Origin of the sequence: Microbacterium schleiferi, from assembly GCF_015565955.1 — a bacterium.
GTDB classification, from domain to species: domain Bacteria; phylum Actinomycetota; class Actinomycetes; order Actinomycetales; family Microbacteriaceae; genus Microbacterium; species Microbacterium schleiferi_A.
On the sequence record NZ_CP064760.1, the window covers coordinates 1,832,824 to 1,858,689 of the forward strand.

The 25,866-nt window shown below is 67.0% G+C and carries 24 protein-coding genes, 2 tRNA genes and 2 pseudogenes; 12 read left to right on the forward strand and 16 right to left on the reverse strand.

The window, feature by feature from the left end:
* Positions 1–8: 8 nt before the first annotated feature.
* The 3 genes from IT882_RS08755 to IT882_RS08765 are packed head-to-tail and all read right to left on the reverse strand — an operon-like array spanning position 9 to position 3,540.
* Positions 9–1,007 carry an Fpg/Nei family DNA glycosylase gene (locus tag IT882_RS08755; RefSeq protein WP_195691571.1) on the reverse strand — a complete coding sequence of 333 codons (999 nt, stop codon included), beginning with the start codon at positions 1,005–1,007 and terminating at the stop codon, positions 9–11.
* On the reverse strand, positions 1,007–1,537 hold the full coding sequence (locus IT882_RS08760) for a ribose-5-phosphate isomerase (RefSeq protein WP_195691572.1): 531 nt from the start codon (positions 1,535–1,537) through the stop codon (positions 1,007–1,009). The genes IT882_RS08755 and IT882_RS08760 overlap by 1 nt, the downstream gene beginning before the upstream one ends.
* Positions 1,538–1,563: 26 nt before the next feature.
* Positions 1,564–3,540, reverse strand: coding sequence for a BCCT family transporter (locus tag IT882_RS08765; RefSeq protein ID WP_195691573.1), 1,977 nt, complete (start codon positions 3,538–3,540; stop codon positions 1,564–1,566).
* A 141-nt stretch (positions 3,541–3,681) separates the two neighbouring features.
* Between IT882_RS08765 and IT882_RS08770 the strand changes: the two genes are divergently transcribed.
* The 6 genes and pseudogenes from IT882_RS08770 (at position 3,682) to IT882_RS08795 (ending at position 11,658) form a co-directional block, all read left to right on the forward strand.
* Entirely contained in the window at positions 3,682–4,050 is a 369-nt protein-coding gene (locus tag IT882_RS08770; RefSeq protein ID WP_195691574.1) for an ArsR/SmtB family transcription factor, read from the forward strand.
* A complete protein-coding gene (locus IT882_RS08775) occupies positions 4,047–5,720 on the forward strand; it encodes a SulP family inorganic anion transporter (protein ID WP_195691575.1) in 1,674 nt (557 codons plus the stop codon). The genes IT882_RS08770 and IT882_RS08775 overlap by 4 nt, the downstream gene beginning before the upstream one ends.
* A gap of 82 nt (positions 5,721–5,802) precedes the next feature.
* The gene (gene pepN / locus IT882_RS08780; RefSeq protein ID WP_195691576.1) at positions 5,803–8,346 is read left to right on the forward strand and encodes an aminopeptidase N; all 2,544 of its coding nucleotides are present in this window, start codon (positions 5,803–5,805) and stop codon (positions 8,344–8,346) included.
* A gap of 70 nt (positions 8,347–8,416) precedes the next feature.
* Entirely contained in the window at positions 8,417–9,496 is a 1,080-nt protein-coding gene (locus IT882_RS08785) for a mechanosensitive ion channel family protein (protein WP_195691577.1), read from the forward strand.
* Positions 9,493–9,951, forward strand: a complete 459-nt coding sequence (locus IT882_RS08790) for a globin (RefSeq protein WP_229382012.1) — start codon at positions 9,493–9,495, stop codon at positions 9,949–9,951. Before IT882_RS08785 ends, IT882_RS08790 begins: the two co-directional genes overlap by 4 nt.
* Positions 9,952–9,991: 40 nt before the next feature.
* Positions 9,992–11,658 (forward strand): annotated as a pseudogene (locus IT882_RS08795) (FAD-binding dehydrogenase).
* 22 nt (positions 11,659–11,680) lie between these two features.
* Here IT882_RS08795 and IT882_RS08800 read toward each other — a convergent pair.
* Both IT882_RS08800 and IT882_RS08805 read right to left on the reverse strand, forming a co-directional pair.
* On the reverse strand, positions 11,681–13,246 hold the full coding sequence (locus IT882_RS08800; RefSeq protein ID WP_195691579.1) for an APC family permease: 1,566 nt from the start codon (positions 13,244–13,246) through the stop codon (positions 11,681–11,683).
* A 4-nt stretch (positions 13,247–13,250) separates the two neighbouring features.
* Positions 13,251–13,967, reverse strand: coding sequence for a hypothetical protein (locus IT882_RS08805; RefSeq protein ID WP_229382013.1), 717 nt, complete (start codon positions 13,965–13,967; stop codon positions 13,251–13,253).
* A gap of 68 nt (positions 13,968–14,035) precedes the next feature.
* Here IT882_RS08805 and IT882_RS08810 point away from each other — a divergent pair.
* Positions 14,036–14,946, forward strand: a pseudogene (locus tag IT882_RS08810) (acyl-CoA thioesterase).
* A 5-nt stretch (positions 14,947–14,951) separates the two neighbouring features.
* Here IT882_RS08810 and IT882_RS08815 read toward each other — a convergent pair.
* The 6 genes from IT882_RS08815 to IT882_RS08840 all read right to left on the reverse strand — a co-directional run bounded on the left by IT882_RS08815 (position 14,952) and on the right by IT882_RS08840 (position 20,709).
* Positions 14,952–15,464 carry an acyl-CoA thioesterase gene (locus IT882_RS08815; RefSeq protein WP_195691580.1) on the reverse strand — a complete coding sequence of 171 codons (513 nt, stop codon included), beginning with the start codon at positions 15,462–15,464 and terminating at the stop codon, positions 14,952–14,954.
* A gap of 6 nt (positions 15,465–15,470) precedes the next feature.
* Entirely contained in the window at positions 15,471–17,150 is a 1,680-nt protein-coding gene (gene ettA, locus IT882_RS08820) for an energy-dependent translational throttle protein EttA (RefSeq protein WP_195691581.1), read from the reverse strand.
* 41 nt (positions 17,151–17,191) lie between these two features.
* Positions 17,192–17,719 (reverse strand): DUF6993 domain-containing protein, encoded by a 528-nt coding sequence (locus tag IT882_RS08825; RefSeq protein ID WP_229382014.1) that lies wholly within the window; start codon positions 17,717–17,719, stop codon positions 17,192–17,194.
* A 43-nt stretch (positions 17,720–17,762) separates the two neighbouring features.
* Positions 17,763–18,236: a single-stranded DNA-binding protein gene (locus IT882_RS08830; protein ID WP_195691582.1), complete on the reverse strand. Its 474-nt coding sequence runs from the start codon at positions 18,234–18,236 to the stop codon at positions 17,763–17,765.
* A 159-nt stretch (positions 18,237–18,395) separates the two neighbouring features.
* Complete coding sequence (gene msrA / locus IT882_RS08835) at positions 18,396–18,920, reverse strand: peptide-methionine (S)-S-oxide reductase MsrA (RefSeq protein ID WP_195691583.1); 525 nt, start codon at positions 18,918–18,920, stop codon at positions 18,396–18,398.
* A 94-nt stretch (positions 18,921–19,014) separates the two neighbouring features.
* Positions 19,015–20,709 (reverse strand): PLP-dependent aminotransferase family protein, encoded by a 1,695-nt coding sequence (locus tag IT882_RS08840; protein WP_195691584.1) that lies wholly within the window; start codon positions 20,707–20,709, stop codon positions 19,015–19,017.
* A 59-nt stretch (positions 20,710–20,768) separates the two neighbouring features.
* Here IT882_RS08840 and IT882_RS08845 point away from each other — a divergent pair, with 59 nt between their 5' ends.
* Positions 20,769–21,407 carry a YczE/YyaS/YitT family protein gene (locus IT882_RS08845; RefSeq protein ID WP_229382015.1) on the forward strand — a complete coding sequence of 213 codons (639 nt, stop codon included), beginning with the start codon at positions 20,769–20,771 and terminating at the stop codon, positions 21,405–21,407.
* 133 nt (positions 21,408–21,540) lie between these two features.
* Here IT882_RS08845 and IT882_RS08850 read toward each other — a convergent pair.
* Both IT882_RS08850 and orn read right to left on the reverse strand, forming a co-directional pair.
* Positions 21,541–21,616 (reverse strand) — tRNA-His (locus tag IT882_RS08850).
* Positions 21,617–21,652: 36 nt separating this feature from the next.
* Positions 21,653–22,276 carry an oligoribonuclease gene (gene orn / locus IT882_RS08855; RefSeq protein ID WP_195691585.1) on the reverse strand — a complete coding sequence of 208 codons (624 nt, stop codon included), beginning with the start codon at positions 22,274–22,276 and terminating at the stop codon, positions 21,653–21,655.
* A 63-nt stretch (positions 22,277–22,339) separates the two neighbouring features.
* Between orn and IT882_RS08860 the strand changes: the two genes are divergently transcribed.
* The 4 genes from IT882_RS08860 (at position 22,340) to IT882_RS08875 (ending at position 23,564) form a co-directional block, all read left to right on the forward strand.
* Positions 22,340–22,412, forward strand: a tRNA-Arg gene (locus IT882_RS08860).
* Positions 22,413–22,423: 11 nt separating this feature from the next.
* The gene (locus IT882_RS08865) at positions 22,424–22,765 is read left to right on the forward strand and encodes a metallopeptidase family protein (RefSeq protein ID WP_195691586.1); all 342 of its coding nucleotides are present in this window, start codon (positions 22,424–22,426) and stop codon (positions 22,763–22,765) included.
* A complete protein-coding gene (gene clpS, locus IT882_RS08870) occupies positions 22,756–23,058 on the forward strand; it encodes an ATP-dependent Clp protease adapter ClpS (protein ID WP_195691587.1) in 303 nt (100 codons plus the stop codon). Before IT882_RS08865 ends, clpS begins: the two co-directional genes overlap by 10 nt.
* Positions 23,055–23,564: a DUF2017 family protein gene (locus tag IT882_RS08875; protein WP_195691588.1), complete on the forward strand. Its 510-nt coding sequence runs from the start codon at positions 23,055–23,057 to the stop codon at positions 23,562–23,564. The genes clpS and IT882_RS08875 overlap by 4 nt, the downstream gene beginning before the upstream one ends.
* 23 nt (positions 23,565–23,587) lie before the next feature.
* Here the strand turns inward: IT882_RS08875 and IT882_RS08880 are convergent, their stop codons facing one another.
* Genes IT882_RS08880 through dinB form a run of 3 tightly spaced genes read right to left on the reverse strand, consistent with a single transcriptional unit; the run spans position 23,588 to position 25,794 of the window.
* The gene (locus IT882_RS08880; protein WP_229382016.1) at positions 23,588–24,178 is read right to left on the reverse strand and encodes a hypothetical protein; all 591 of its coding nucleotides are present in this window, start codon (positions 24,176–24,178) and stop codon (positions 23,588–23,590) included.
* The gene (locus IT882_RS08885; protein ID WP_195691589.1) at positions 24,153–24,473 is read right to left on the reverse strand and encodes a hypothetical protein; all 321 of its coding nucleotides are present in this window, start codon (positions 24,471–24,473) and stop codon (positions 24,153–24,155) included. The genes IT882_RS08880 and IT882_RS08885 overlap by 26 nt, the downstream gene beginning before the upstream one ends.
* Before the next feature lie 58 nt (positions 24,474–24,531).
* A complete protein-coding gene (gene dinB / locus IT882_RS08890; protein ID WP_195691590.1) occupies positions 24,532–25,794 on the reverse strand; it encodes a DNA polymerase IV in 1,263 nt (420 codons plus the stop codon).
* Between the last annotated feature and the right edge of the window lie 72 nt (positions 25,795–25,866).

Genomic DNA, 25,866 nt, shown 5'->3' on the forward strand with positions numbered 1-25,866 from the left:
ATCGAGCCTCACGCCTGACAGTTCGGGCACCAGTACAGCTTCCGCGACGCGGCCTCCTCGACGACGATCGCGGTGCCGCACACTCGGCACGGCAGACCGGCCCGGTGGTAGACCCAATGCCGATCATCGCGATGGGCCATGGCGCGGCGATAGGCATCCGGGTCGAGGTCGTCCATCGTCATCATCTGACCGGTCTGGACGCCGATCTCCAGCAGTCGGGTCCAGTCATGCCAGAGCGATCTGACGGTCTCCTCTGGCACGTCGCGACCCGGTGTGTGGGGATTCAGGCGAGCGCGGAACAGGAGTTCCGCGCGGTACACGTTGCCGATCCCGCTGACGACGGCTTGGTCCATAAGAAGCAGGCCGATCGGGGTGGGCTTGCGCCGCACTGTCGCCACGAAGCGCTCCTCGCCCTCGGCGAGATCATCGACGAGGGGGTCCGGCCCGAGCTTCGCGATCGAAGCGACGACCTCGTCCGGGCTCTGTAGTTCACAGGCTGTCGGTCCCCGCAGGTCAGCGCAGGTCTCCTCGGTGAGCAATCGCAGCCGGACCTGGCCGACTACCGGCGGGGGCCACTGCTCGTCCTCATCCGGGAGACCGGTCGTCTGCTCCGACATCCGCACGTGCACCCGCGCGCGTCGCGGTGCGCCGATCGAGGTGAGCGAGTTCTCGCCCGCGGCATCCAGGATCGGCTCGTCCAGAACCGTGCCGCGTTGGTTGGTCTGCCCCATTCGCCCGTTCGCCGCAGCGATCGTGGCGTCGGCGTCGATCACCCCCGCAAAGTCCCATGCGCCGTACATCCCGAGATGCACACGCAGCCACACGTCACCGTCGAAGCGCAGGAACATCTGCTTACCGACGGCGCGGGCTTCCAGCATCTCCCGGCTCGACAACATCGCGGCGCCCTCCGCGAACCGACCCTGCGGGCTCGACGCGCCCACGGGCCTGCCGACGAAGTTCTTGGCGAACTGCCGCGCGATCCGGTGGACGGAATGACCCTCGGGCATTAACCCGCTTCCGGGTCGAAGGAGTCCGTCGACGCGCCACTCGCGACATCTCGCGGATCCGGCAGCAGCGACCCGTCGGCTTCGTACGCCGCGATCTGCCCGATGCGGCGCACGTGACGTTCCTCATTCGAGAACGGTGTCTCGATGAACCGGTCGATGAAGGTGACGACCTCGCTGAACGTGTGCTGGCGGGCGCCGATTGCTATGACGTTCGCGTCATTGTGCTCGCGGGCAAGCTCTGCGGTCGCGATGCTCCACACCAGGGCTGCGCGGATGCCGCGCACCTTGTTGGCAGCGATCTGCTCACCGTTGCCCGAGCCGCCGAAGACGATCCCGAGGGCTTCGACGCCCGCTGACTGATCGGCGACGACGCCGAGGGCGGCACGGATGCAGAACGAGGGGTAGTCGTCGACGGGGTCGTACTCGATCGGACCGTGATCGACCACGTCGTGGCCTTGCTCGGCGAGGTGGTGCTGTAGCTGCGTGGAAAACTCCATGCCGGCGTGATCGGTGGCGATGTGGATGCGCATGGGCTCCATCCTAGAAGTGCGTCAGCCTACCGTTCTGTCGTGTCCTCGCCCCCTTCGGTGCGGTTAGCCCGCTTCTCCCCGACGACCAACGAGGCGTCTCCGGATGCCTCGTGATCGGGGCGCGCGGGACCCTTCGGCTGAATGTGCCCTGGTTCGAGGGTGCGGGCGACATCGTCGGCATCCACGACCTGGATCTCTTGCGTCGCCGTCGTGTACCACTCGGTGAGTTGAGGGTCCGTCGAGTCGAGCCAGGCACCGGCGCCTTCGCCCGCGTCCACGGATGCCGAGTCGAAGACGAAGTCATCGCCGTGCTCGGCGATGCCTTGGCGAACGCCCTGAGCGATCGCCGCCCGCGCGAACTTGCGTCGCAACACGTATGGGTCGGTGCGCAGTTCTTTCGCCCAGGCGACCATGATTCCGATGATCACGAGCGCGAAGGGCAGGGCGGTGACGATCATGATGGATTGCAGTCCCTGCAGCGCCGACGCGCCACCGACCAGCAGGAGGGCGGCAGCTACCCCGCCGAGAAGCACACCCCACGTGATCGTGACCCAGGTCGAGGGTTCCGGCTTGCCTCGCTGACTCATCGAGCCCATCACGATTGAGGCGGAGTCAGCCGACGTGACGAAATAGACGACGATCGAGATGATCGCGACCACCGAGGTCAGAGCCCCGAGCGGCAGTTCACCGAGGACCCCGAAGAGCACATCCTCGGGCTGCGCCAGTTCGCTCAGTCCGACCCCCTCCTGCTCCATCCACATCGCGGTTCCACCGAGGGTTGTGAACCAGACGAAACACACGGCGGAGGGAATGAGGATGACAACAGTGACGAACTCGCGAAGCGTCCTTCCTCGCGAGATCTTTGCGATGAAGATCCCGACGAACGGCGACCACGAGATCCACCACGCCCAGTAGTAGGTCGTCCACGACGCCATGAAGGATGCGGCGCCCTCCCCCTCGAAGGAGTTGCGCGACATCATGATGCCCAGGTCGCTGAAGAACGTCACGAGGCCCGACGGGAGCAGCGTCACGATGAGCAGCGTCGGCCCCACGACGAACACGAAGAGCGCGAGCCCACCAGCCAGCGCCATGTTGATGTTCGACAGTGCCCGGATCCCGCGCTTCACACCGGATACCGCAGAGAGAACGAACAGTCCCGTCAGTACGGCGAACAAGATCATCAGGACGCCCTGCCCGACATCGTCGATGCCGCTGACGACCTCGATGCCGCGACCGATCTGCAGGATGCCGATACCGAGTGAGACCGCTGTTCCGAAGAGCGTGACGATGATCGCGAAGATGTCGATCACGCCGCCCGCCCAGCCGTCAACGCGGCGGCCGAACAGCGGCTCGAAGATCCCCGAGATCAGCGGGGCGCGACCACGACGATAGGCACCGTAGGCGATCGCCGCGCCAACGAGAGCGTAGAAACCCCACGCCAGCGGACCCCAGTGGAAGAGCGTCTGCGCGAGGGCAGTCTCCATCGCGTCGGTCGTGCCGGGCTCCACGGCGAATCCGTGGGGCGGGTCGACGAAGAACGACAGCGGTTCCAGGGGACCGTAAAAGAGCAGTCCGATTCCCATTCCGGCGGAAAACAGCATCGCGATCCACGAGACGGTTGAGAACTCGGGCTTCTCGTCGTCAGCGCCCAGCCGGACTCCCCCGGTGCGGCCGTAGCCGACGACGAGCATGAACCCCAGCACGAGAACGGCGAGCGACGAGAACAGCCAGCCGAAATTCGTCGTCACCCACCCGAGCGCTGTGCTGCCCACGAATTGCAGGCTTGCCGGCGACACGATCGCCCAGATGATCACCGCCGCGACGAAGACCCCAGCGGTAGCGAAGACCGTGACGTTGGTCGAGAAGCGGCGCCCGGTTTGCTCGACGCCGATACCGGGGATCAGAGCGGGGTGGATTCCCGCGGCCAGTTCGGGGGCGTTAACCTCCCGCAGCACCCGTCCGACGGGCCCTTTCGCACTCGGGGACTTATCGGTCGACGCCATCGTTCGCTCCCTGATTCCGTATGCGTTCACTCGTTACGTGCAGTCTGAGACTCCCCCACGCTATACCGGGTCGCGCGCCGGGCGTTGGTGTCGTGGGGGCGTTGTCACCCCTCCGACGCCTGACGATATGATTGATTCATCATGCCGTTTACCCACGAGCAGCGTCCCCTGTACGAGGTCAAGGCCAACCTTTTCAAGGGGCTCGCGCACCCGTTCCGCATCCGCATCCTCGAGCTGCTCTCCTCGAGCCCCGAGGTCACGGTCGCTGCGCTGCAGTCCGAGACCGAGCTCGAGGCCTCTCACCTCTCCCAGCACCTCGCGGTGCTTCGACGCCATCGTCTCGTCGAATCGGAGCGACGAGGCAGCCACGTCTTCTACCGCCTCGCCGATCCCCGCGTCGGTGATCTCCTCGCGGTAGCGCGCGCTCTGCTGATCGGCGTCCTGGAGTCCGACGAGGCGCGCCTGCAGCACGCACGGTCACTTCCGCCCTTCGGAACTCTCGCGACATGAGCCCCGCGAGAAGATTCGGCGCCCGCGCATGGGCATCCACGCGGGCCCTGCTGCCGGGCCGGCGCGACTATCGGATGCTCGGTCGCACCTGGCGTGGCGACCTGATCGCAGGGATCACGGTAGGCATCGTGGCCCTGCCGCTGGCCCTGGGATTCGGAGTGAGCTCGGGACTGTCGGCGGAAGCGGGCATCGTCACCGCCATCGTCGCCGGCATCCTCGCGGCAGTCTTCGGCGGGTCCAACGTGCAGGTCTCGGGGCCGACCGGGGCGATGGTGGTGGTTCTCGTGCCGATCGTCGCGACCCACGGCGCCGGTGCCGTCGTCGCCGTGACCGCGATCGCCGGCATCATCGTGGTGGCTGCCGGCGCGCTCCGGCTCGGGCGCGCCGTCTCGTTCATCCCCTGGCCGGTCATCGAAGGCTTCACCCTCGGGATCGCGGTCATCATCTTTCTGCAACAGGTGCCGCTACTGACGTCTGCGCACACCGCTCACGCCGGCGAGCACTCCTCCAACGCGATCATCGCCGCGGTGCAATCCGTTGCGGCGGCAGACTGGTCGTACACCCCCTGGGCGCTGGGAGCGGCGGCCGTCGTCGCCGCCATCATGCTGATCGCGCCTCGGATCCACCGCGCCATTCCCGGATCGTTGATCGGTATCGCCGTCGTCACCGCGCTTGCCCTGGCGATCTCGACGCCGCTGGCGACAATCGGTGCGCTTCCGGCAAGCCTGCCCGCCCCCTCCTTCCCTCCGCTCGATCCGGCACTGATCGGCCAGCTGCTCCTGCCCGCCCTCACGGTCGCCGCGCTTGCAGCGATCGAGTCGCTCCTGTCGGCCCGCGTGGCAGCCTCCCTGGCCGACAGCGGCGCCTACGACCCCGACCGCGAGCTGGTCGGCCAAGGCATCGCGTCGATCGGTTCCGCGATGTTCGGCGGGATGCCCGCCACCGGCGCCATTGCCCGCACGGCCGTGAACGTGCGTTCCGGCGGACGCAGCCGTCTCGCGGCGATCACCCACGCACTCGTGCTCTTGCTCGTGGTCCTCGTGATCTCGCAGCCGGTCGGGGCTATCCCGCTCGCGGCGCTGGCGGGGGTTCTCATGGTGACCGCGGTACGGATGGTGCACGCGTCGACGGTTCGAGCGATCCTCACCTCGACCCGGGGCGATGCGATCGCCTTCATCGTCACCGCGGTTGTCACGGTGTCGTTCGACCTCATCGTGGCGGTCATCATCGGCGTTCTGTTCGCGGGGATCATCGCCGTGCGCAGCCTCTCCCGGCAGACCGGCGTGCGCCGCCAGCCGATCATCGGCGACGCCATCGACGGCGACGAACGAATCGCGATCATCGCCATTGACGGTCCGCTCTTCTTCGCCTCCGCCGACCGCGTCTTCGAGCAGGTGGCGGCTCTGACGGGCGTGTCCGTCGTCGTGCTGCGGATGTCGCAGCTCGAACTGGTCGATGCGACGGGAGCACGGATGCTGGCCGACATCGTCCAGGCCCTGGAGCGACGGGGTGTCACGGTCTTGATCAAGGGCGTGCAGCCGCTCCACGACGGGCTGTTCCGGCGGGTCGGCGTGCTGGACTCACTCCGTCATCACAATCATCTGTTCACCGATCTGCCCACAGCCATCGCCCACGCCCGCAGTCACGTCGCGCGAGAACTCGCGGCGTAGGCTTGGGGGTTGTCGCGCCCACAACGCGCGAGGCCGTATCGCGGCATCCCTGAACCCCTCACACACTTGGGAGCATCCGAAAGTGCCTGGAGAAAACCTCACCCGCATCGAAGCGCAGGAACGTCGCGGCGTCCTTGACACGCAGTCCTACGAGGTCGAGCTGGATCTGACCACCGGCCCGGAGGTGTTCCGGTCCACCTCCACGGTGCGATTCACCGCCACCGAGGGTGCGTCGAGCTTCATCGATCTGATCGCCCGGAGCGTCCACTCGATCACTCTCAATGGGCGCAGCATCCCGGCATCCGCGTTCAACGACTCCCGGATCGCCCTGGATGAGTTGGCGCCCGAGAACGAACTCGTCGTCATCGCCGACTGCGAGTACACCAACACCGGCGAGGGACTGCACCGCTTCGTCGACCCCGTCGACGGCGAGGTCTACCTCTACACACAGTTCGAGGTGCCCGACTCTCGCCGCGTCTTCGCGGTGTTCGAGCAGCCCGATCTGAAGGCGACGTTCCAGTTCACCGTCACCGCGCCGGCGGCGTGGAAGGTCATCTCCAACTCCCCCACCCCCGAGCCCGTCCCCAGCGGCGAGGGCATCGCGACGTGGGAGTTCGAGCCCACGCCCCGCATGTCCTCCTACATCACCGCGCTCATCGCCGGCCCCTACGAGTCGACGTTCTCGGAGTTGACCAGCGCCTCGGGCCGCGTGATCCCCCTCGGGATCTTCGCCCGCAAGAGCCTGTGGCAGTACCTGGATGCCGACTACATCTTCGAGAAGACCCGCCAGGGCTTCGCGTACTACGAAGACAAGTTCGACTACCCGTACCCCTTTGCCAAGTACGACCAGCTGTTCGTCCCGGAGTTCAACGCCGGTGCGATGGAGAACGCCGGAGCGGTCACCTTCACCGAGGTGTACGTGTTCCGCAGCAAGGTGACCGACGCCGTCAAGGAACGTCGCGTCGTCACGATCCTGCATGAGCTCGCACACATGTGGTTCGGCGACCTGGTCACCATGAAGTGGTGGAACGACCTCTGGCTCAATGAGTCGTTCGCCGAATGGGCCTCGACCATCGCCACGGCCGAGGCCACCGAGTGGACCGAGGCGTGGACCACCTTCAACGCGATGGAAAAGACCTGGGCCTACCGCCAGGATCAACTCCCCTCGACCCACCCGGTCGTCGCCGAGATCCGCGACCTGGAAGACGTGCAGGTCAACTTCGACGGCATCACCTACGCGAAGGGCGGTTCCGTCCTCAAGCAGTTGGCGGCGTGGGTGGGTATCGACGAGTTCTTCGCCGGCGTCGGAGCGTACTTCCGCAAGCACGAGTACGGCAACACGGAACTTCGCGACCTGCTGACCGAGCTTGAGACAACCAGTGGCCGCGAGCTGACCGAGTGGTCGAAGAAGTGGCTCGAGACCGCGGGTGTCAACACCCTCTCGCCCGCCATCGTCGAGGCTGCAGACGGCTCGATCTCGGCCTTCAAGATCGTGCAGACGGCCCCGGCCGACTACCCGACGATCCGCCCGCACCGGCTCGGCGTTGGATTCTACGACCTGCAGAACGGTGCGCTGATCCGCACCCACTTCACCGAACTGGACGTCGACGGCGATCTCACCGATGTGCCCGAGCTGGTTGGCCTGGCCCGACCCGACCTGGTGCTGCTCAACGACCACGATCTCGCGTACGCGAAGATCCGTCTCGACGAGCGCTCGCTGCAGACAGCTATCGACCACCTCTCGAAGATCTCGGACCCGCTCGCCCGCTCGCTCGTCTGGGGCGCAGCCTGGGATCAGACGCGCGACGCGGAGGCCTCGGCATCCGACTACATCGATCTGGTCCTCGGCAACATCGGCGCCGAGACCGAGTCCACGACCGTACGGACAACCCTCGCGCAGCTGCAGCTCGCTGCGAACTCCTACGTGACGCCCGCCAAGCGAGACGCGTCGCGAGAGAAGGTCGCGAAGGGGCTCTGGGCGCTGGCGCAGGCTGCGGATGCGGGCAGCGACAGCCAGCTGCAGTTCGTCACGGCGTTCGCCAGCGCCGCGGCAACCGCCGAGCACTGGGAGATCGTCCGGGCCCTGCGGGCCGGGGAGACCAGCCTGGACGGGCTCACGATCGACACCGACCTGTCGTGGCAGCTTCTGGTCTCGCTCGCGGCAGGAGGCGTCATCGCCGAGGGCGTGATCGACGAAGCGCTCGCTGCCGACAACACGGCCAAGGGTGCCGAGTTCGCGGCGCAGGCGAAGGCGGCGCTTCCCACACCCGAGGCCAAGAGTGCCGCGTGGTCGTCGTTGGTCGACTCCGATCGCCTGCCGAACACTCTCGTGCGCGCCGCCGGTCTCGGATTCACGCACCCGGCCGGTGTGCTGCTGCTCGACGAGTTCGTGGACCAGTACTTCGCCATGCTTCTTCCGGTGTGGGAGTCGCGCACGTACAAGATCGCCGAATACCTCGTGCTCGGTCTGTACCCCGCGCCGCTGGCGAACGCGGCTCTCCGAGACGCGACACGCACGTGGCTCACATCCCACACGGATGCACCGTCGGCGCTGCGCCGCCTGGTGGCAGAGAACCTTGCGGGCGTCGAGCGTGCCCTGGCCGTGCAGGAGCGCGACGCGCACTGAGCCGCACCGCCACAGCCCGCGCCCCGAGTGATCCTGCATCGCTCGGGGCGCGGGTTCTAGGATTCGTCTGATGCACAGATTCGATACGGCCACCGCCCCAGACACCCTGTGGGATGGCTTTCTCCGGGTGCTCGGGGACATCGGCGGCACCCTTCTTCAGGTTGCCGCAGTCCTCGTGGGCGCCGTGATCGTCGTCTGGGTACTGCGCCTGATCATTCGCCGCGTCGTTCGTCGTGTCGTCGAAGGTGCCAAGTCCCGTGCCCGCGTCGACGACACGCAGGCGCTCGAGCGGTCGCCGCTGGCATCCGTGCGGCTCGTCCAGCGCACACGCACCCTCGGGTCGATCCTCCAGAACATCGTCAACGTCACTGTCGTGATCGTCGCGATTCTGCTGATCATCCTCATCCTCGCGGGACCGCAAGTGATGGGCTCGTTCACGCTGCTGAGCGCAGCCATCGGCGCGGGCCTCGGCTTTGGCGCCCAGAACATCATCAAGGACGTCCTCAACGGAATCTTCATCGTCGCCGAAGACCAGATCGGCATCGGCGACGTCGCTGATCTCGGACTTGCCACGGGTGTCGTCGAATACGTCAGCGTGCGCATCACGCAGGTGCGCGACGTCAACGGCACGCTGTGGTTCGTTCGCAACGGTGAGATCACCCGCATCGGGAACATGTCTCAGGGCTGGTCGCGCGCCATCATCGACCTTGCGGTGCCGGCGAACGCTGAGGTCGACGAGGTCGAACAAGCGATGCTGGATGCCGCGCGCACGCTCGCACAGGAACCGAAGTGGCGCAGCCGCATCATCGAGGAACCCGAGGTGTGGGGGCTCGAATCCGTCTCGGGCGACGCGCTCGTCATCCGCATCGTCATCAAGACGCGCGCCGGGGCCAAGGATGACGTCGCCCGTGAGCTTCGTATGCGTCTGAAGCGCGCCATCGACGGCCTCGGGCTGACGCTGCCGCAGATGAATTCGATCATGCTGTCGGGCCTCGAGACCGCCGGCCGCGTGCGCGGCGCGAACCCGCCCCGCACCAAACCGACCCCGATCGCCCACCCCGCCGCACCGGATCGGCCCGTATGGCGCGCGAAGCGAACCGGCAAGAAGACGGATGCCGACACCGAGGCATCCGAGGAGGCAGAGAAGTGAGTCTGCCGGAGACCCCCGAGCAGCAGTCTTTCTACGAGGCGGTCGGCGGACACGAGACCTTTGTGCGGATCGTCGACGGCTTCTACCGCGGTGTGGCCGACGACCCCGTTCTTCGCCCCATGTATCCCGAAGAAGACCTGGAACCCGCGAAGGAGCGTCTGCTGATGTTCCTCGAGCAGTACTGGGGTGGACCGACGACCTACAGTGCGCAGCGCGGTCATCCTCGCCTTCGCATGCGACACGCTCCGTTCCATGTCAATCCCGATGCGCGGGACCGGTGGCTCGCACATATGCGCGCCGCGCTCGACGAGGTCGGCTTGTCGCCGCTGCACGAAGAAACCCTCTGGGACTACCTGAGTCGGGCAGCGCATGCGATGGTGAACACGTTCGAAAGAACCGAGATCGGACCGGCCGCGGGCACTCGCGCAGACCTCCCGCTGACCTCCGAGAACTGACGCACACGACCACAGACGCACACGACGACAAGGGAGTCGCATGACCGCAGCATCCGTTCACCGAACCGACGTCCTCGTGATCGGCTGGGGCTGGCGGGACTGGTCGCTGCGGCAGAGGCGACCGCCGCGGGAAAGCGCGTCACGATCATCGATCAGGAGCCGCGCACCAACCTCGGCGGCCAGGCGTGGTGGTCATTCGGCGGGCTGTTCTTCGTCGATTCCCCCGAACAGCGGCGGATGGGGATTCGCGACAGCCTCGACCTGGCCCGGCAGGACTGGTTCGGCACGGCGGGCTTCGATCGCGCCGAGGATGCCTGGCCGCGCCGGTGGGCCGAGGCCTACCTCGAGTTCGCCGCGGGCGAGAAGCGCAGCTGGCTGCGCGAGCGGGGCGTCGGCTTCTTCCCCGTCGTGGGGTGGGCAGAACGTGGCGGCTACACCGCGGGTGGACCGGGCAACTCCGTTCCTCGATTCCACATCACGTGGGGAACCGGGCCAGGTCTCGTCGCCCCCTTCCAGGCGGCGGTCGAGGATGCTGAGCGTGCCGGGACCCTCACGGTCCTCCCCCGTCATCGGGTGACCTCGCTCACCGCCCGAGACGGCGCCGTGACCGGAGCTACCGGCGATGTCCTGGCGCCCTCCAGTGCCGCGCGGGGGGTCGCAACGTCCCGGGACGTCGTCGGCGCGTTCACGATCGAGGCGGGCGCGACGGTTGTGGCATCCGGTGGAATCGGCGCCAACCACGACCTCGTGCGCGAATGGTGGCCGAAGAGACTCGGTGAGGCCCCCAGCGAGATGGTCAGCGGCGTGCCCGCGTACGTCGACGGCTCCATGCTCGAGGTCACCGAAGCGGCCGGCGCCAATCTCATCAACCGCGACCGGATGTGGCACTACGTCGAGGGCATCCAGAACTGGGATCCGGTGTGGCCGCAGCACGGCATCCGGATCCTGCCTGGACCGTCCTCGATCTGGCTGGACGCGACGGGAGCGCGGCTTCCCGTGCCGCTCTTTCCCGGGTTCGACACGCTCGGAACCCTCGCGCATCTTCGCGCTACGGGCTACGACCACTCGTGGTTCGTGCTCTCGCAGCGGATCGTCGAGAAGGAGTTCACCCTCTCAGGCAGCGAGCAGAACCCCGACCTCACCGGCAAGGACGTCCGGCTGCTGCTGCGCTCGCGGCTCGGGAAGGGCGCCGCCGGCCCCGTACAGGCGTTCCTCGACCACGGTGCCGATTTCGTCATCCGGGACGACCTGGACAGTCTCATCGACGGCATGCGCGCCGTGCCCGGTGGCGCGGCGCTCGATGCCGACCGCGTCCGGTTCGAAGTCGAGGCACGCGATCGCGAGATGGACAACGACTTCACGAAAGACGCGCAAGTGGCGATGCTGCGCTCGGCCCGCGCGTACCGTGGCGACCGGCTCGTTCGCACAGCCGCCCCGCACCGCATCACCGACCCCGACGCGGGCCCGCTGATCGCCGTCAGGCTGCACGTGCTCACACGCAAATCGCTCGGTGGTATTGAGACAGACCTGAACGGGCAGGCGCTGCAGCCCGGCGGCGAGCCGATCGAGGGGCTGTTCGCGGCGGGCGAGGCCAGCGGATTCGGCGGCGGCGGCGTGCACGGCTATCGCGCACTCGAAGGCACGTTCGTGGGGGGCTGCCTGTTCTCCGGCCGGGCGGCGGGACGCGCCGCAGCCGCGACAGTGTGATCGGACGTTGACGCGACGCGTCTTAGGTCAGTCCGCCATCGACCGAACGGCCGTACGCTGACGGCTCGTCGCGCACCATGACAGGTGTGTCGCGGTTCAGGCTTTCGCCACGGAAGAAGGACTTCGCGCGCGGGAAGAAGAACCACAGGAACATCAAGAGGACGCCGAACGCAAGCGCGCCGACACCGAGCACGAACGTGCCCCCGACGCCGAAGAGCACCGTGTAGCCGTAGTCGACGTCGTACATGTCGATCGCCGACTGCACGAAGGCGTAGGTCAACATGAGCGCCCCGAGCAGCGGGAACAGGAACTTGTAGAAGAAGTTCCTGCGTGAGGTGAACAGCTCTCGGCGGAAGTACCAGACACAGGCGTATCCCGTGATGCCGTAATAGAACGCGATGGCAAGTCCGAGCGACAGAATCGAGTCCTGCAGGATGTTGTCGCTGATGAGCGTCATCCCGACGTAGTAGACGACGGCGACGATCCCCATGACGAGCGTCGAGAATGACGGTGTCTTAAAGCGCGGATGCACCGTCGCAAACCTCTTGGGAAGTGCTCGGTAGGCCGCCATCGCGAGGGTGCCGCGCGCGGTCGGGAGGATGGTCGTCTGGGTGGAGGAGATCGCCGACACCATGACGGCGACAACCAGCACCCAGCCGAGCGGGCCGAGCAGCCCATCCTTGATGGCGATGAAGAAGTCGTCGGCGTTGGTTTCGTTGCCCAGGCCCGTCGGGCCGTCACCCAGTCCGGCGTACATCATCGCCGCGATCGTCACTGCCACGTACGTGACCAGCAGGATGACGGTGGTGAGCAGAGCCGCCCGCCCGGGGATGCGCCGCGGATCCTTGGTCTCTTCGTTGAGGGCCAGGGTCGTGTCCCACCCCCAGTAAATGAACAGCGCCAGGAGGATGGCCTGCACGAAGCCGCTCCAGTCACCGATCGCGAACGGGTTGAGCCAGGACCAGTCGAACGGCGTCGGGTCCGGCGCGCTTCCGGCGAAGAAGTGCCACAGCGCCGCCGCGATGAAGATCGCGAGAGCCAGGTACTGCACCGCGAGGAGGATGTTCTGCACCCTCTCGCCGATCTCGACGCCGCGCCAGCTCACCCACGTCATCGCGGCGATGAACACCACTCCGGTCGCTGTGACCAAAGGAGCGTTGTCGGCCAGGAGGGCATCCTGGGGGCTTCCGACGATCCCGTCGATGAGCGCCCACAAGTAGATGCCGCTGATCTGGGCGAGGTTGGCCAGCACCACCATCCCGGCCACAGCGACGCCCCAGCCGCCCATCCACCCGACCCACGGTCCGAAGGCTTTCGTACCCCATGTGAAGGTCGTGCCGCAGTCAGGGATCTCCCGGTTCAGCTCCCGGTACGCGTAGGCGATGAAGAGCATCGGCACAAACGCGAGCACGAAGATGATCGGCGCCTGCGCACCCACGGCGATGACAATGAAGCCGAGCGTGGCGACCAGGGAATACACCGGCGCCGTGGAGGCGAGCCCGATGACGGTAGACCCCCACAGGCCGAGGGTGCCGGCGGCCAGCCCCTTGCCCTCGGGTGCGGTGAAGGTAATCGGTGCAGTCGCCATTCCGTCACCGTAGGGCTACCGCGAATTCGCGGTCAAGCATTCGTTGTGGCCGGCCCTCAGCCGAGCATGCGCGCCGCGGCACTCTCCCGGACGGATCCGCCGGACCTGCGCACCAGAACATGCCCGCGCCGCAGTGAGAGCCGCAGCCATGGGCCGGACTCCCGCAGCGGGACACTCTCGGCCTCCGGCCCGAGAAAACCGAGTACCTGGGCGACGAACCCCACGCCCCGGGGGATGCCACCGAGAACCGGGTCGGGCGCCCCCACACCGCCCCACGGATCTGCCGAACCACATCCTCACCCGCGTCAGTGGGAACGGTCGTCGCGACCTCCTCCATGCCGCGCTGGGCTGCCGATGCGAGCTCGGTCGAGGAGATCTCCCCCGTGGCCACCCAGCCCGAGACCGGAGGAGATATGCCGGCCCAGGCTGCCCGCATCCCGGCATCGGGCAACTCGAGCGTCACGCCGTGCGCCCGGAGAGATGTCCCATCGACGACGACATCGCACGCGAGCTCCGGGTCGACGGCAAGCACGCGCACCCCGAGGATGGTGGGCGCCGAGTCGAGGATCCCGCGCGGCGCAATGGGGGCGCACGTCATGACGAGGACGCCGTCGGCTGCCCGGAGCCGCACGGCGCCGTCTCCGACGCGAGCCGCTCGAGAGGCGAAGGTCTGCGCGTCCACCGCCGTCTCGGCATCGGCGAGAATCAGTGGCGTCGACATCCGACCTAAACTACCAAGCGGAAGAGGCGCCGCGCCCGCGGCGAGACCAGCAAGCTCCGGGAGATCCGATGACCGACGGCGGTACGAACGCTCCCGGCGAGGTCGTCGAAGCTGATCCGGTCGCGTCGTTGCTCGCCGTGCTCAACCTGTCATCGAGCGGCGCCAGGACGACGGAGGACATCTTCACGGGGTGTCGCAGTCGATGCCGCTCGGGCGCGTGTACGGCGGCCAGGTACTCTCGCAGTCCATCGTGGCGGCATCGCGCACGCTGCCGCCCGGACGAACCGTCCACTCGATGCACGGGTATTTTCTTCGCCCGGGTGACTCCTCGGCGGGAATCACGTTTTCCGTCGACCGGATTCACGACGGCAGATCCTTCTCGACGCGTCGGACGCAGGCCTACCAGGATGGCGTCCCGATCTTCTCGATGATCGCGTCCTTCCAAGACGAAGACCCCGGCCTGGAGCATGCCGAGCCGATGCCCGCCGGCATTCCGCGCCCCGAGGACCTCCCCAACCTCGAGGATCACCTTGTCGGACTCCATCCGATGAGCAAGCGCATGTTCACCGATCGGCCTCTCGATGTGCGCCATGTGCCGGGTCCGATATACCTGAACGTCGCGGGCGAGCATGTCCCCCGCCAAGCGGTGTGGCTCAAAACCCGGCGCCCCCTGCCCGATGACCCCGACCTGCACCGCGCCGCGCTCGCCTATCTGAGCGACATGACCATTCAGGAATCGGTGCTTCGTGCTCACGGCGTTGCGTGGTCGACGCCGGGGCTGAAAGTGGCAAGTCTCGATCACGCCATGTGGTGGCATCGATTCGCGCGCGTCGACGACTGGTTGCTCTACGTGCAGGAATCCCCGAACGCCCGCGGCGGACGCGGACTCGCCACCGGCCGGATCTATTCTTCCGAAGGAATACTCGTGGCAAGCGTCGCTCAGGAGATCACGATCCGCGTGCCGAGCGGCGGAGACTGACCGACTCAGCGGCGGTGGCCGTACCGCAACGGTTCTCCGACGTACGGCGCCCAGGCATCCCGTTCGATCTCGCTCAACCGCAGCGGCTTCCCCGTTTCGGCATCCACCTTCACGACGACCGTCGTTGCGCGCGCATAGATCTCCTGGCCGCTCTCACCGGCCGTCTCGCGCGGACTGCACACTTCGTAGCACACGTCGATGCTGGAGCCGCCGAGCCTGCCGAACCACAGCTGAACGTCGAGCGGATGCCGCTGGTAGGGAACCGGACGCAGATACTCGATCTCTTGGCGCGCGATGAGCGTCAGCACACCCGCGTGCAAACTCGAGTTCATGACTGCTGTCGGGGGCGCGGTCTCGCCGACGCCGGGTTGCCAGAACGCGCGCACGCGCGCCTCCTCAAGCAACTTCAGCATCGACGTGTTGTTGACGTGATTGAACGCGTCGAGGTCGCCCCAGCGCAGGTGGATCGGCAAGTGAACCCGGGCTGTTCCGGAGGTCCCGGCGTCGGTGTCGGTCATCCCGACTCAGTCGCGCGTGAGTTTGCGGTAGGTGGAGCTGGCCCGGTTCAGGGCGTCGGGTCCGAGACGCTCCAGCTTGTTGCGCTCGTACGCCTCGAAGTTGCCCTCGAACCAGTACCAGGCATCCGGGTTCTCGTCAGTGCCTTCGTACGCGAGGATGTGGGTCGCGATGCGGTCGAGGAACCACCGATCGTGGGTGATCACCACGGCGCAGCCCGGGAACTCGAGCAGTGCGTTCTCCAGCGACTGAAGAGTTTCGACGTCAAGGTCGTTCGTCGGCTCGTCAAGCAGCAGGAGGTTTCCGCCCTCCTTGAGGGTGAGCGCCAGATTGAGGCGGTTGCGCTCACCGCCCGAGAGCACGCCAGCCTTCTTCTGCTGATCGGGTCCCTTGAAGCCGAACTTCGACACGTAGGCGCGGGAAGGGATCTCGGTCTTACCGACCGTGATGATGTCCAGGCCGTCGGAGACGACCTCCCACAGCGACTTGTTGGGGTCGATGTTCGAGCGCGTCTGGTCGACGTAGCTGATCTTGACCGTCTCGCCGATCTTCAGATCGCCGCCGTCGACGGGCTCGAGCCCGACGATGGTCTTGAACAGCGTCGTCTTACCGACGCCGTTGGGACCGATGACGCCGACGATGCCGTTGGGCGGCAGACTGAAGCTCAGTCCATCGATGAGTGAGCGGCCATCGAAGCCCTTCTTGAGCTTCTTCGCCTCGATCACGACGCTCCCCAGGCGCGGCCCGGGCGGGATCTGAATCTCCTCGAAGTCCAGCTTCCGCGTGCGATCCGCTTCTGCCGCCATCTCCTCATAGCGGGCCAGACGCGCCTTCGACTTCGCCTGACGGCCCTTCGCGTTGGAGCGAACCCAGTCGAGCTCCTCCTTCAGACGCTTGGCGAGCTTGGCATCCTTCTTGCCCTGGACATCGAGTCGCTCGGCCTTCTTCTCGAGGTAGGTCGAGTAGTTGCCTTCGTAGCCGATGAGCCGGCCGCGATCGACCTCGGCAATCCACTCGGCGACGTTGTCGAGGAAGTACCGATCGTGGGTGATGGCGATCACAGCACCGGCATACTTCTGGAGGTGCTGCTCAAGCCAGAGCACGCTCTCGGCGTCGAGGTGGTTCGTGGGCTCGTCCAGCAGGAGCAGATCCGGCTTCTGCAGCAGGAGCTTCGTCAGCGCGACACGGCGCTTCTCGCCGCCCGAGAGCTGCGGGATCTGAGCATCTGCGGGGGGCGTGCGCAGCGCGTTCATGGCCTGGTCCAGCTGCGAGTCGAGGTCCCACGCGTCAGCCGCGTCGATCTCTTCCTGCAGGGTGCCCATCTCTGCCAGCAGGCTGTCGAAGTCGGCATCAGGGTCACTCATGAGACCCGAGATCTCGTTGAAGCGATCCAGCTTGGCCTTGACGGCGATGCCGTCCTGAATGTTTTCGAGGACTGTCTTGGACTCGTCGAGCTCGGGCTCCTGCATCAGGATGCCGACGCTGAACCCCGGGGTGAGCGTCGCCTCTCCGTTGGACGGGGTGTCCAGGCCCGCCATGATCTTCAGGATCGTCGACTTTCCGGCACCGTTGGGGCCGACCATTCCGATCTTCGCTCCCGGAAGGAACGCCATCGTCACGTCGTCGAGGATCAGCTTCTCGCCCACAGATTTACGGGCGCGGACCATCTGATAGATGTACTCAGCCATAGCTCGACCAGTCTACGGGCCGCCTGCCCGTCGCCCGCGCCTCACCAGTCAATGGGACGGGTGTCCCCGATCAGGCACCGGCCCGTCGCGAGGCCCGGCATCACGGCCACTACGGGGTCTCCCGTTGACGGACCGACCTGGCCGACAAGGCACTCCTCACCCCACCGCACCGAGAACTGGATGCTCTCGGCAGGGTTTCCGACGGTCGACTCATCGAACGTGACCTCCATCGCCGACTTGTCGAAGCCGGCCTGGGTCAGCCCGTCGATATATGCGCGGCCCTGGAAGCGCTGGTCGGTCCCCCACACGGCTGCCACGACGTCCGCGAAGAACGGCAGAGCCTCATCGGCGGTCGTCGCCTCACTCACCTGCTCGGGGGCCGGATCGGCAGTCTCCGTGGGGGTCGGCGTCGTCGTGGCCACAGGAGTGGGCGTCGGCGACGGTGCGGGCTCAGCAGTACATCCCGCGAGCAGCCCGGCGACCAGAGCCACGCTGAGAACCCCGACCGCTCGCCCAGCGCGGCGATGCCCCGTCGGGGTCAGCGGAACGGTCATTCGAGCGGCACACACGCACAGGAGTCTAGAGCCCTCCTGCCGACCTCTCCCTGGGAGGCTAGAAGGGCGTCTCGCTCGGCAGTGTGGGCGTGGCGGCATCCTCGGCCCCGGGCGCAGCCCAGGCGTCCTGTGCCACGGCGGGGGTGGTCTCCGAGGCCGATGCTGCCCCCTGGGCTGTCGACTGCTTGGTGTAGGTCGAGGTTCCCCACCGCAGGTCGTGGCCGACCGTGTCGGCGTCGATATCGATACTCACCCCCTTCTTGCCACCGGACTCCCACGCCCGAAGACGCAGCCGGCCGGTGACGACGAGCGGCTCACCCTTGGTGACCGAGGCCGCGATGTGCTCCGCGAGGCCGCGGAAGGCCGACACGTTGTACCAGTTCGTCCCGTCGTCGACCCAGGTGCCGGTCGACCGATCGAGGCGACGCTGCGCGCTGCCGAGACGGAAGTTCGCGACGGCGAGGCCGCCCGCGGTGATCTTGAACTCCGGAGGCCCCGCGACGTTTCCGGTGACCGTGATGATGTCGGACATTTCTCCCTTCCCCGCCCGGATCCGTTCCGGGCTGCGCTGGTACCCGAGTGCCCGTCGGGTACCAGCGCCGAGATCAGGCTGGCCGATCACCGGGAACTGCCGTGCGTCCTCGCGCTGAGCCGTGGAGGGGCCGCGTCCCGCGAGGATGGGGAGGAGACCTCAGGCCGTCACATACTCCGAGAACCGGGCGCGCACCTTGTTGACCTTGGGCACCGCGACGGCAAGGCAGTACCCCTGGGTCGGGTTCTTCGCGAAGAAGTCCTGGTGATACTCCTCGGCCGGATAGAACGCGCCGAGGGGCTCAATCGTGGTGACGATGCCGCCATCCCACCACTCGGCCGCACGGTCGCGCGCGGCCTCGAAGAGCTCCCGCTGCTGATCGTCGGCGGGGAACATCGCGCTGCGGTACTGGGTGCCGACGTCGTTTCCCTGTCGGTTCAGCTGTCGCGGATCGTGCATCGTGAAGAAGGCGTCCAGGATCACCTCGTCGGAGATGACGTCGGGATCGAAGGTCACGGCGACGGCCTCGGCGTGGCCGGTGCGCCCCGTGCAGACCTGCTCGTAGGAGGGGTTCTCGACGGCGCCGCCGACGTACCCCGAGACGACTGACGACACTCCACGAAGAGCGCGGTAGGCCGCGTCGAGACACCAGAAGCAACCGCCTGCGAGAACGAACGTGTGCATGATTTCTCCTTGTTGTGGTGCCGGATTCTGGCACCACTGATCACAACAGTCTCGCGGGGACCCTTGTTCCCCGCATCCATGTCCGTGGTCGGATCTATGTTCGATTGCGGAGGGACACGCAGATGCAGAGACCACGGATACAGCTCATCCCCATCGGGATCGACGCCTGGCGGGTCGTCGACCCGGGCCGCGGACCGATCGGACAGGTGCGCGTCGGTCGAGACGAGCAGGGCGAGCACTTCGCCGCGAAGCGCTTCCACCCGCGCGACCGGAGGTTCCACGCGCTCGGGCAGTTCTGGAGCCGGGAGGACGCCGTCGACGCCCTCGTGTTGTCGACGTGATGTGAGCCCCGGTGGCTCTCCAGCTCAGACGGGGAACTCCACAGGTCGCGGACGCCATGCGGTGCATCCCGGAGAACCCCCGGCCAGACCTCAGCCAGAATCTCCACCGCGCGCCGCAGATCACTGGGGGGCGCGGTGAAGGGGATGCGCAGATGTCGTTCGTTTCCGCCTTCCAACGCGAACCTCGGGCCAGCTGCCAGCAGGAGCCCCGCTTCTCGCGCCTGGAGCACCAGCGCCGAACTCAACGGCGCGTTCAGCTCGACCCACAGCGCGACTCCCCCATCAACGGAGGGAACACGCCACTCCGGCAGCCGCTCAGCCAGCGCCGAAACCAGGGCATCTCGCCCCTCGCCCAGATACTCACCGCGATGGCGAGCGATCTCGGGCAATCGTGGGATCAGCCCGGCTGCGACCGCCTGTTCAAACTCCGGAGTTCCCAGATCGTAGGCGGGCCGCTCCTGCACGAGCCGGTCGATGAGGTCGTGATCGGTTCGGATCCATCCGACACGAAGGCCACCCCACACGGTCTTGCCCAGCGAACCGACGCGCACGACGAGGCTTTCGTCGGTCGTGCGGAATCCGCGATCCTGGAACCCGCGAGCGATGTCAAGATCGGCCGTGGTCTCATCCAGGATGAGGCGGGTTCCCGACCGGCCCGCTGCCAGTTCGACGGCCTCGCGCTCGTGCACCGACATGCTGCGCCCGGTGGGGTTCTGGAAGTCGGGCATGAGGTACGCAAGCACGGGCCGCGTTCGGGCGAACGACTCGGCGACGCGCTCCAGGTCCCAACCGCTCTCCGGCGATACCGGGATGCCGACGAGCCGTCCGCCCGCGCGCCGCAGCGCGTCTGCGGCGTGCGGGTACGTCGGCGTCTCGATCGCCACACGGTCACCTCGTCCGATGAGCACGCTGGCCAGCAGGTGGATCGCGCTCTGGGCGCCCGCGGTGATCATGATCTGGCGCGGCTCCGTGGGCAGGCCTCGGGCACGGAAGTGCTCGGCGATGGCCTCGCGCAACTCGGCGCGCCCGAGGACGTCGTAGCCGGAGCGTGAGGCGAGGGTCGCTGCATCGGCGGCGACATCCGCCATGTGGCCGGCCAGGCCCGGCCAGGCGGGTGGGCTCGCCTGCTGCAGGTCGATCGTTCCCTCGGTTTCGAGGATCCGCCCCACCTCGCGACGCCCCAGCGGCAGAGTGACGCTGCCCGAGCCGCGCAGGCTGCTGATGTGGCCGGAGTCCCGCAAGCTCTGATACGCCATCGACACGGTGCTGCGGCTGATCCGGAGGGCGAGGGCCAGCTCTCGCTCGGCGGGAAGCGCCGTTCGCGGCGCAATGCGGTTGTCCAGGCACAGGAGGCGAATGCCGTCGGCCAGCGCCTCATACGCCGGCTCCCTCGTGCGCCAGCCGCCGAGCGCGATGGTCAGGGCACGGGCTGACATTCGAGACTCCATGGCCACTCCTTCTCGATTGGACTGGTCATGTCAGTCCACTTCTCGACTTGGATGGTGCCATGCCTCGCCGCATCCTGCAACTTCTCATCGGACTCCCCCTCTACGGGGTCGGTGCTGCGCTGACGGTGGATGCAGGGCTCGGTGTCGACCCGTGGACCGTGCTGGCCGAGGGGCTCTCTCTGCGCACGGGAATCGGCGTCGGGTGGATGACCAACATCCTCGGCTTGCTGATCCTGCTCGTCTGGATTCCCCTTCGGCAGCGCCCCGGGATCGGCACCGTCGCCAACATCCTGATCGTGGGCACCGCGATGCAACTCGCCCTGTGGGTCCTGCCGCCGATCTCCGGGTTCCTGGCTCAGTTCGCGATGCTCGTGGGCGGCATCCTGCTCGTCGCCATCGCCTCGGGCCTGTACATCGGCGCCCGTTTCGGGCCCGGACCGCGCGATGGGCTCATGACCGGTCTCCGCAGCCGGTTCGGGATGCCGATCTGGGCCGCGCGAGCCAGTGTCGAACTGACGGTTCTGGTTCTCGGGTGGCTTCTGGGTGGCACCGTCGGACTGGGCACCGTGCTGTTCGCAGCGACCATCGGCCCTCTCGTCCACGTGACACTGCCGCTGTTCGACACCGCTCTGGCAAGCGGTCGGGCGCGGCTGCGACAGGCAGCCTCCGGCGTGGCGTCGGCGACCTCACCGAGGTAGGAGAAATCACCCAGGGAGGACAGTCTGCGGTGCAATCATCCTGCGGCGGCGATTCTTCCTACGCTGCGGAGGTGCTGTGGATGCCTCAGACAGCCGCATCCACAACCGAAAGCCGCCTCAGAGGCGGACTACATGGGGTGGCTAACGGGACTTGAACCCGCGACCCCCGCGACCACAACGCGGTGCTCTACCAACTGAGCTATAGCCACCATGCGCCCACCGGAGCGGGCAACCAAAAGATTCTCTCACACGCCGGGCGCGAACGCCGACACGGCTGCAGCCGCAGCCTGCTTGGCCTCGTCGCTGCTCGGTCCCGGCTCGGGGACGAACACCGCGCTGCGGTAGTAGGCCAGTTCACGCAGCGATTCGCTGATGTCGGCGAGGGCGCGGTGTCCGCCATCCTTCGCCGGGGCGTGGATGTAGGCGCGGGGGTACCAGCGCCGCGAGAGCTCCTTGATGCTCGACACGTCGACGTTGCGGTAGTGAAGCCACCGGTCGACACGGGGCATGTACTTCGCAAGGAACATACGGTCGGTGCCGATGGTGTTACCCGCGAGCGGCGCCTTCCCCTCCTGGGGTACGAAGCGCTGAATGTACTCGAGGACCTCAAACTCCGCTTCGGCAACGCTGACACCGTTGGGGATCTCGGTGAGCAAGCCCGATTTTTCATGCATGGCGGTGACGAAATCGTTCATGTTCGCGAGGGCCGAGGCATCCGGCTTGATCACGATCTGGAACCCGGGGTCCAGGGGACGCAACTCGAAGTCGGTGACGATGACGGCGATCTCGACGAGTTCATCGACGGCGAGATCCAGTCCGGTCATCTCGCAGTCGATCCACACCAGACGGTCGTTCTCGCTCGAAGCCATGCCGCCCATCCTAGAGCGGGCGCTCGCAGCGATCGCGGCGGCTCCCGGTAATCTGGGTGATGCGCCTCCGTAGCTCAATGGATAGAGCATCGGCCTTCTAATCCGACGGTTACTGGTTCGAGTCCAGTCGGGGGCACGATGATCGAGATGGATGCCGATGCGTTCGAGCAACTCGTCGTCGAGGAGCTCGACCGGCTTCCCGACGACATGGTCGACGGGCTCGACAACGTCGTCTTCGTGGTCGAAGACCGTGGCGAGGATGGTTCGCTGGACCTTCTCGGCCTCTACGACGGCTGGGCGTTGACGGAACGCGATCGATATGGCGTGGGTGAGCTTCCCGATCGGATCATCGTCTATCGTGAAGCGCACCTGGCAGCGTGCGACGATCTCGACGAGCTTCGTGCTGAGATCCATACGACTCTTGTCCACGAGATCGCCCACTTCTACGGGATTGACGACGACCGGCTCCACGAGTTGGGATGGGCTTGATGAACAGCGCGACACTCCCCCGGGCCGATGAGGATGTCGACACGCGCCGCGCTCCCGAAACGCCATGGCAGACGGTCGTGTGGAATGACCCCGTCAATCTCATGAGCTATGTCACCCACGTCTTCCGCACCTACTTCGGCTTCAGCGCGCAGCGCGCGGAATCTCTCATGCTCGCGGTGCATCACGAGGGCCACGCGGTGGTCGCCGAGGGCGCCCGGGAGCAGATGGAGCTCCACGTTCACGCCATGCACGACTACGGCCTCTCCGCCACCGTCCGAAAGGCCCCGGAATGACTCGTGAGCTCGTGATGGCGATCACCCGGATCGAGGCTCTGCATCTGTCGCAGATGACGGAGCAGTTCCGAGACCTCCTCGAGGCAACGACGGATGCCTCCAGCGATGATGCCGTGGCTCGACTGGTTCCCGAGGGATACCGTGACGACGATGATGCCGCGCGCGAGTTTCGGCGGCTCACCGAACGGGAGCTCCTCGACCGCCGTCACACGGATGCCGAGACCGTTCTCGGCATCCTGGGTCCGACGCTGCCCGCGATGCCTGTGACGCCCGACGACCCGGCACTCACGGAAGAGGTCGTCGTGCACGCGAGCGCCGAGGACGTGAGCGCTCTGCTGCGCACCCTGTCGGCGATTCGGCTTGTGCTGGCAACGCGACTCGGGATTCAGGCCGACGACGACCACGACTCCACCGACCCCCGATTCGGGATCTACGACTGGCTCGGCTACCGACTCGACAGCCTCATCACCGCCATCGACGCGGACCCGGACTCTCACGACTCCTGACGGAGCACCGAGACGGATCGGGCTCAGGGAACGGCGACCACCCGCGTGGCGTGGGCCGCAGGATCGTCCCGCTCGAGGTGGCGATCCTCTTGACGAGCCCAGCGCTCCCAGTGCGGCCGGTACGTGTCTCCGTCTCGTTCGAGCGCCCGCTCTCGACGCGACGCGGCCGGCGAGTCGACCCAGACGCGAACGTCCGCGAGACCGGCGGTCACCGGGGTCAGGATGCCCGAGCCTTCGACCACGAGTGGCAGGTCGGGGTCCACCCCGTGCGCTTCGGCATACTCGCCGACAGTCCAATCCCAGCGGCGCCACTGGCCTGGCTGCCCGCCTGCATGCGGGAGGAGAACGTGCTGCGTGACATCGTCGACCGCGGCGTCGAGGCCATCCCAGCCGGGGTAGGTCGAATCCAAGGCCAGGAGCTGGGGCGACGCTTCCAGCGGCCACCGCTCGAGCAGAAGGCGCGTCAGACTGGTCTTCCCGGCGCCGCTACGCCCGTCGATGAGAACGACGGGTGCCGGCGCCCCCAGGGCCAGGATGTCGGCCCGCAGCAGCTGCGTCGCGCCGTTCAGGGCCGCACTGACCGGGTCGTCACTTCTTGAGGGCGCGGATGACACGAATAAGCACGTGCCCGGCAACCCAGACGAAGGGGATGCCGACGGCAAGCAGGGAGATCAGGTTCGGCTCGAAGCGCAGGTCATCGCCGCGGCGGATGTATGCGCCGATCGGAATCGCGGTACCACCGGCACCACCGCCGCCGTTGCCGCCCTCATCCGATCCCCCGCCGAAGCCGGAGGATGCGAGGGCGACGGGGATGATCTTGATGCCGTCGACATCCTGCTGTTCTCCGTAGATGCCGGAGACACCGAAGGATGCTGCCTGCTTGCCGAGTTCGAGCGCGATGTTGGGCATAGCCCCACGCTACCGGCCCGGGGCGCTCGATGACAGGGCGACGGGGATCCGATCCGTGTCAGCTGGGTGATTCGCGCGGCGGTCGAGGGTTGGACGGAAGCGTTCCGCCGCCACGCTCGCTGATGAGCGTCGCGCGAGTGACGGCGCCCCGACCGAACCGCGCCACCGCGGTATCCAGCGCAGACTCGACGCGGCGCCATTCCCCGTCGTCGTCCCAGAGGGCGGGCGCGGACTCGGTGAGTGTGCGCAGCTTCTCTGCGCGCACCCCCACGAGTCGCACGGGAAGCCGCCGGTCGATGGCATCGAAGAGCTCGAGGGCGACGTCTCCGATGCGCTGCCCCACCGAACTCGGGTCGGCAAGGCTGCGCGAGCGCGACACGGTGCTGAAGTCGGCGAACCGGATCTTGATCGCCACCGCGCCGGCCTCCCAGGATGCCGCGCGCAGCCGCGCCGCCACGCGATCGGCCAGGCGGCGCAGCTCGGAGCGGAGCACGGCCGGGTCGCTGATGTCGGTGTGAAAGGTCTCTTCGTGCCCGACGCTCTTCTCGACGCGCGTCGTGGTCACCTCCCGCGCGTCGCGCCCGCGCGCCAGATTCCACACGCGCTCGCCCATCGCTGCGCCCAGTGCACGCTCGAGCACCGCCTGCGGAGCATCCAGCACATCGGAAACCGTGTGGATACCGCGAGACTCCAGAGCTTCGGCGGCTTTCGGTCCCACGCCCCACAGCGCGCGCACCGACCTCGGCGCAAGAAACGCCGCGGTGTCCGCCTCGGCGACGATGAGGAGTCCATCGGGCTTGCTCAGCGTGGAGGCCATCTTTGCGACATGCTTCGTCGCTGCCGCTCCGATGCTGCAGGTCAGGCCGGTCTCGTCCCGCACGCGAACCCGCAGCATCCGTGCGATCGTTCCGGGCGATCCCCAGAGGCGTCGCGCCCCGCGCACGTCGAGGAACGCTTCGTCGATCGACAGCGGCTCGACCAGCGGCGTGATGTCGTGGAAGACGCGCATCACCTCACGCGAGAGCGCGAGGTAGCGATCGAAGTGGGGCGGCACGACGATCGCCTGGGGGCACAGTCGCAGCGCCTGCCCCACCGGCATGGCGGCCCGGACACCGAACGCACGCGCCTCGTACGACGCGCTCGAGACAACAGAGCGACTCTCGGGAGCGCCGATGATGATGGGCTTGCCCGCGAGCGTCGGGTCATCGAGCACCTCGACGGCCGCGTAGAACGCGTCCATGTCGACGTGCAGGATGTCGGCGCCGGTGTCATCCGCATCATCGAGCGACACGAGGCGATTCCTGCCGTCCCCTCGTCCCATGAATCCATTCTCGCCCCCACCACCGACAGCGCTCTCACGGCGTTTCCATCGGAACGAGACAGACGGCCCGAA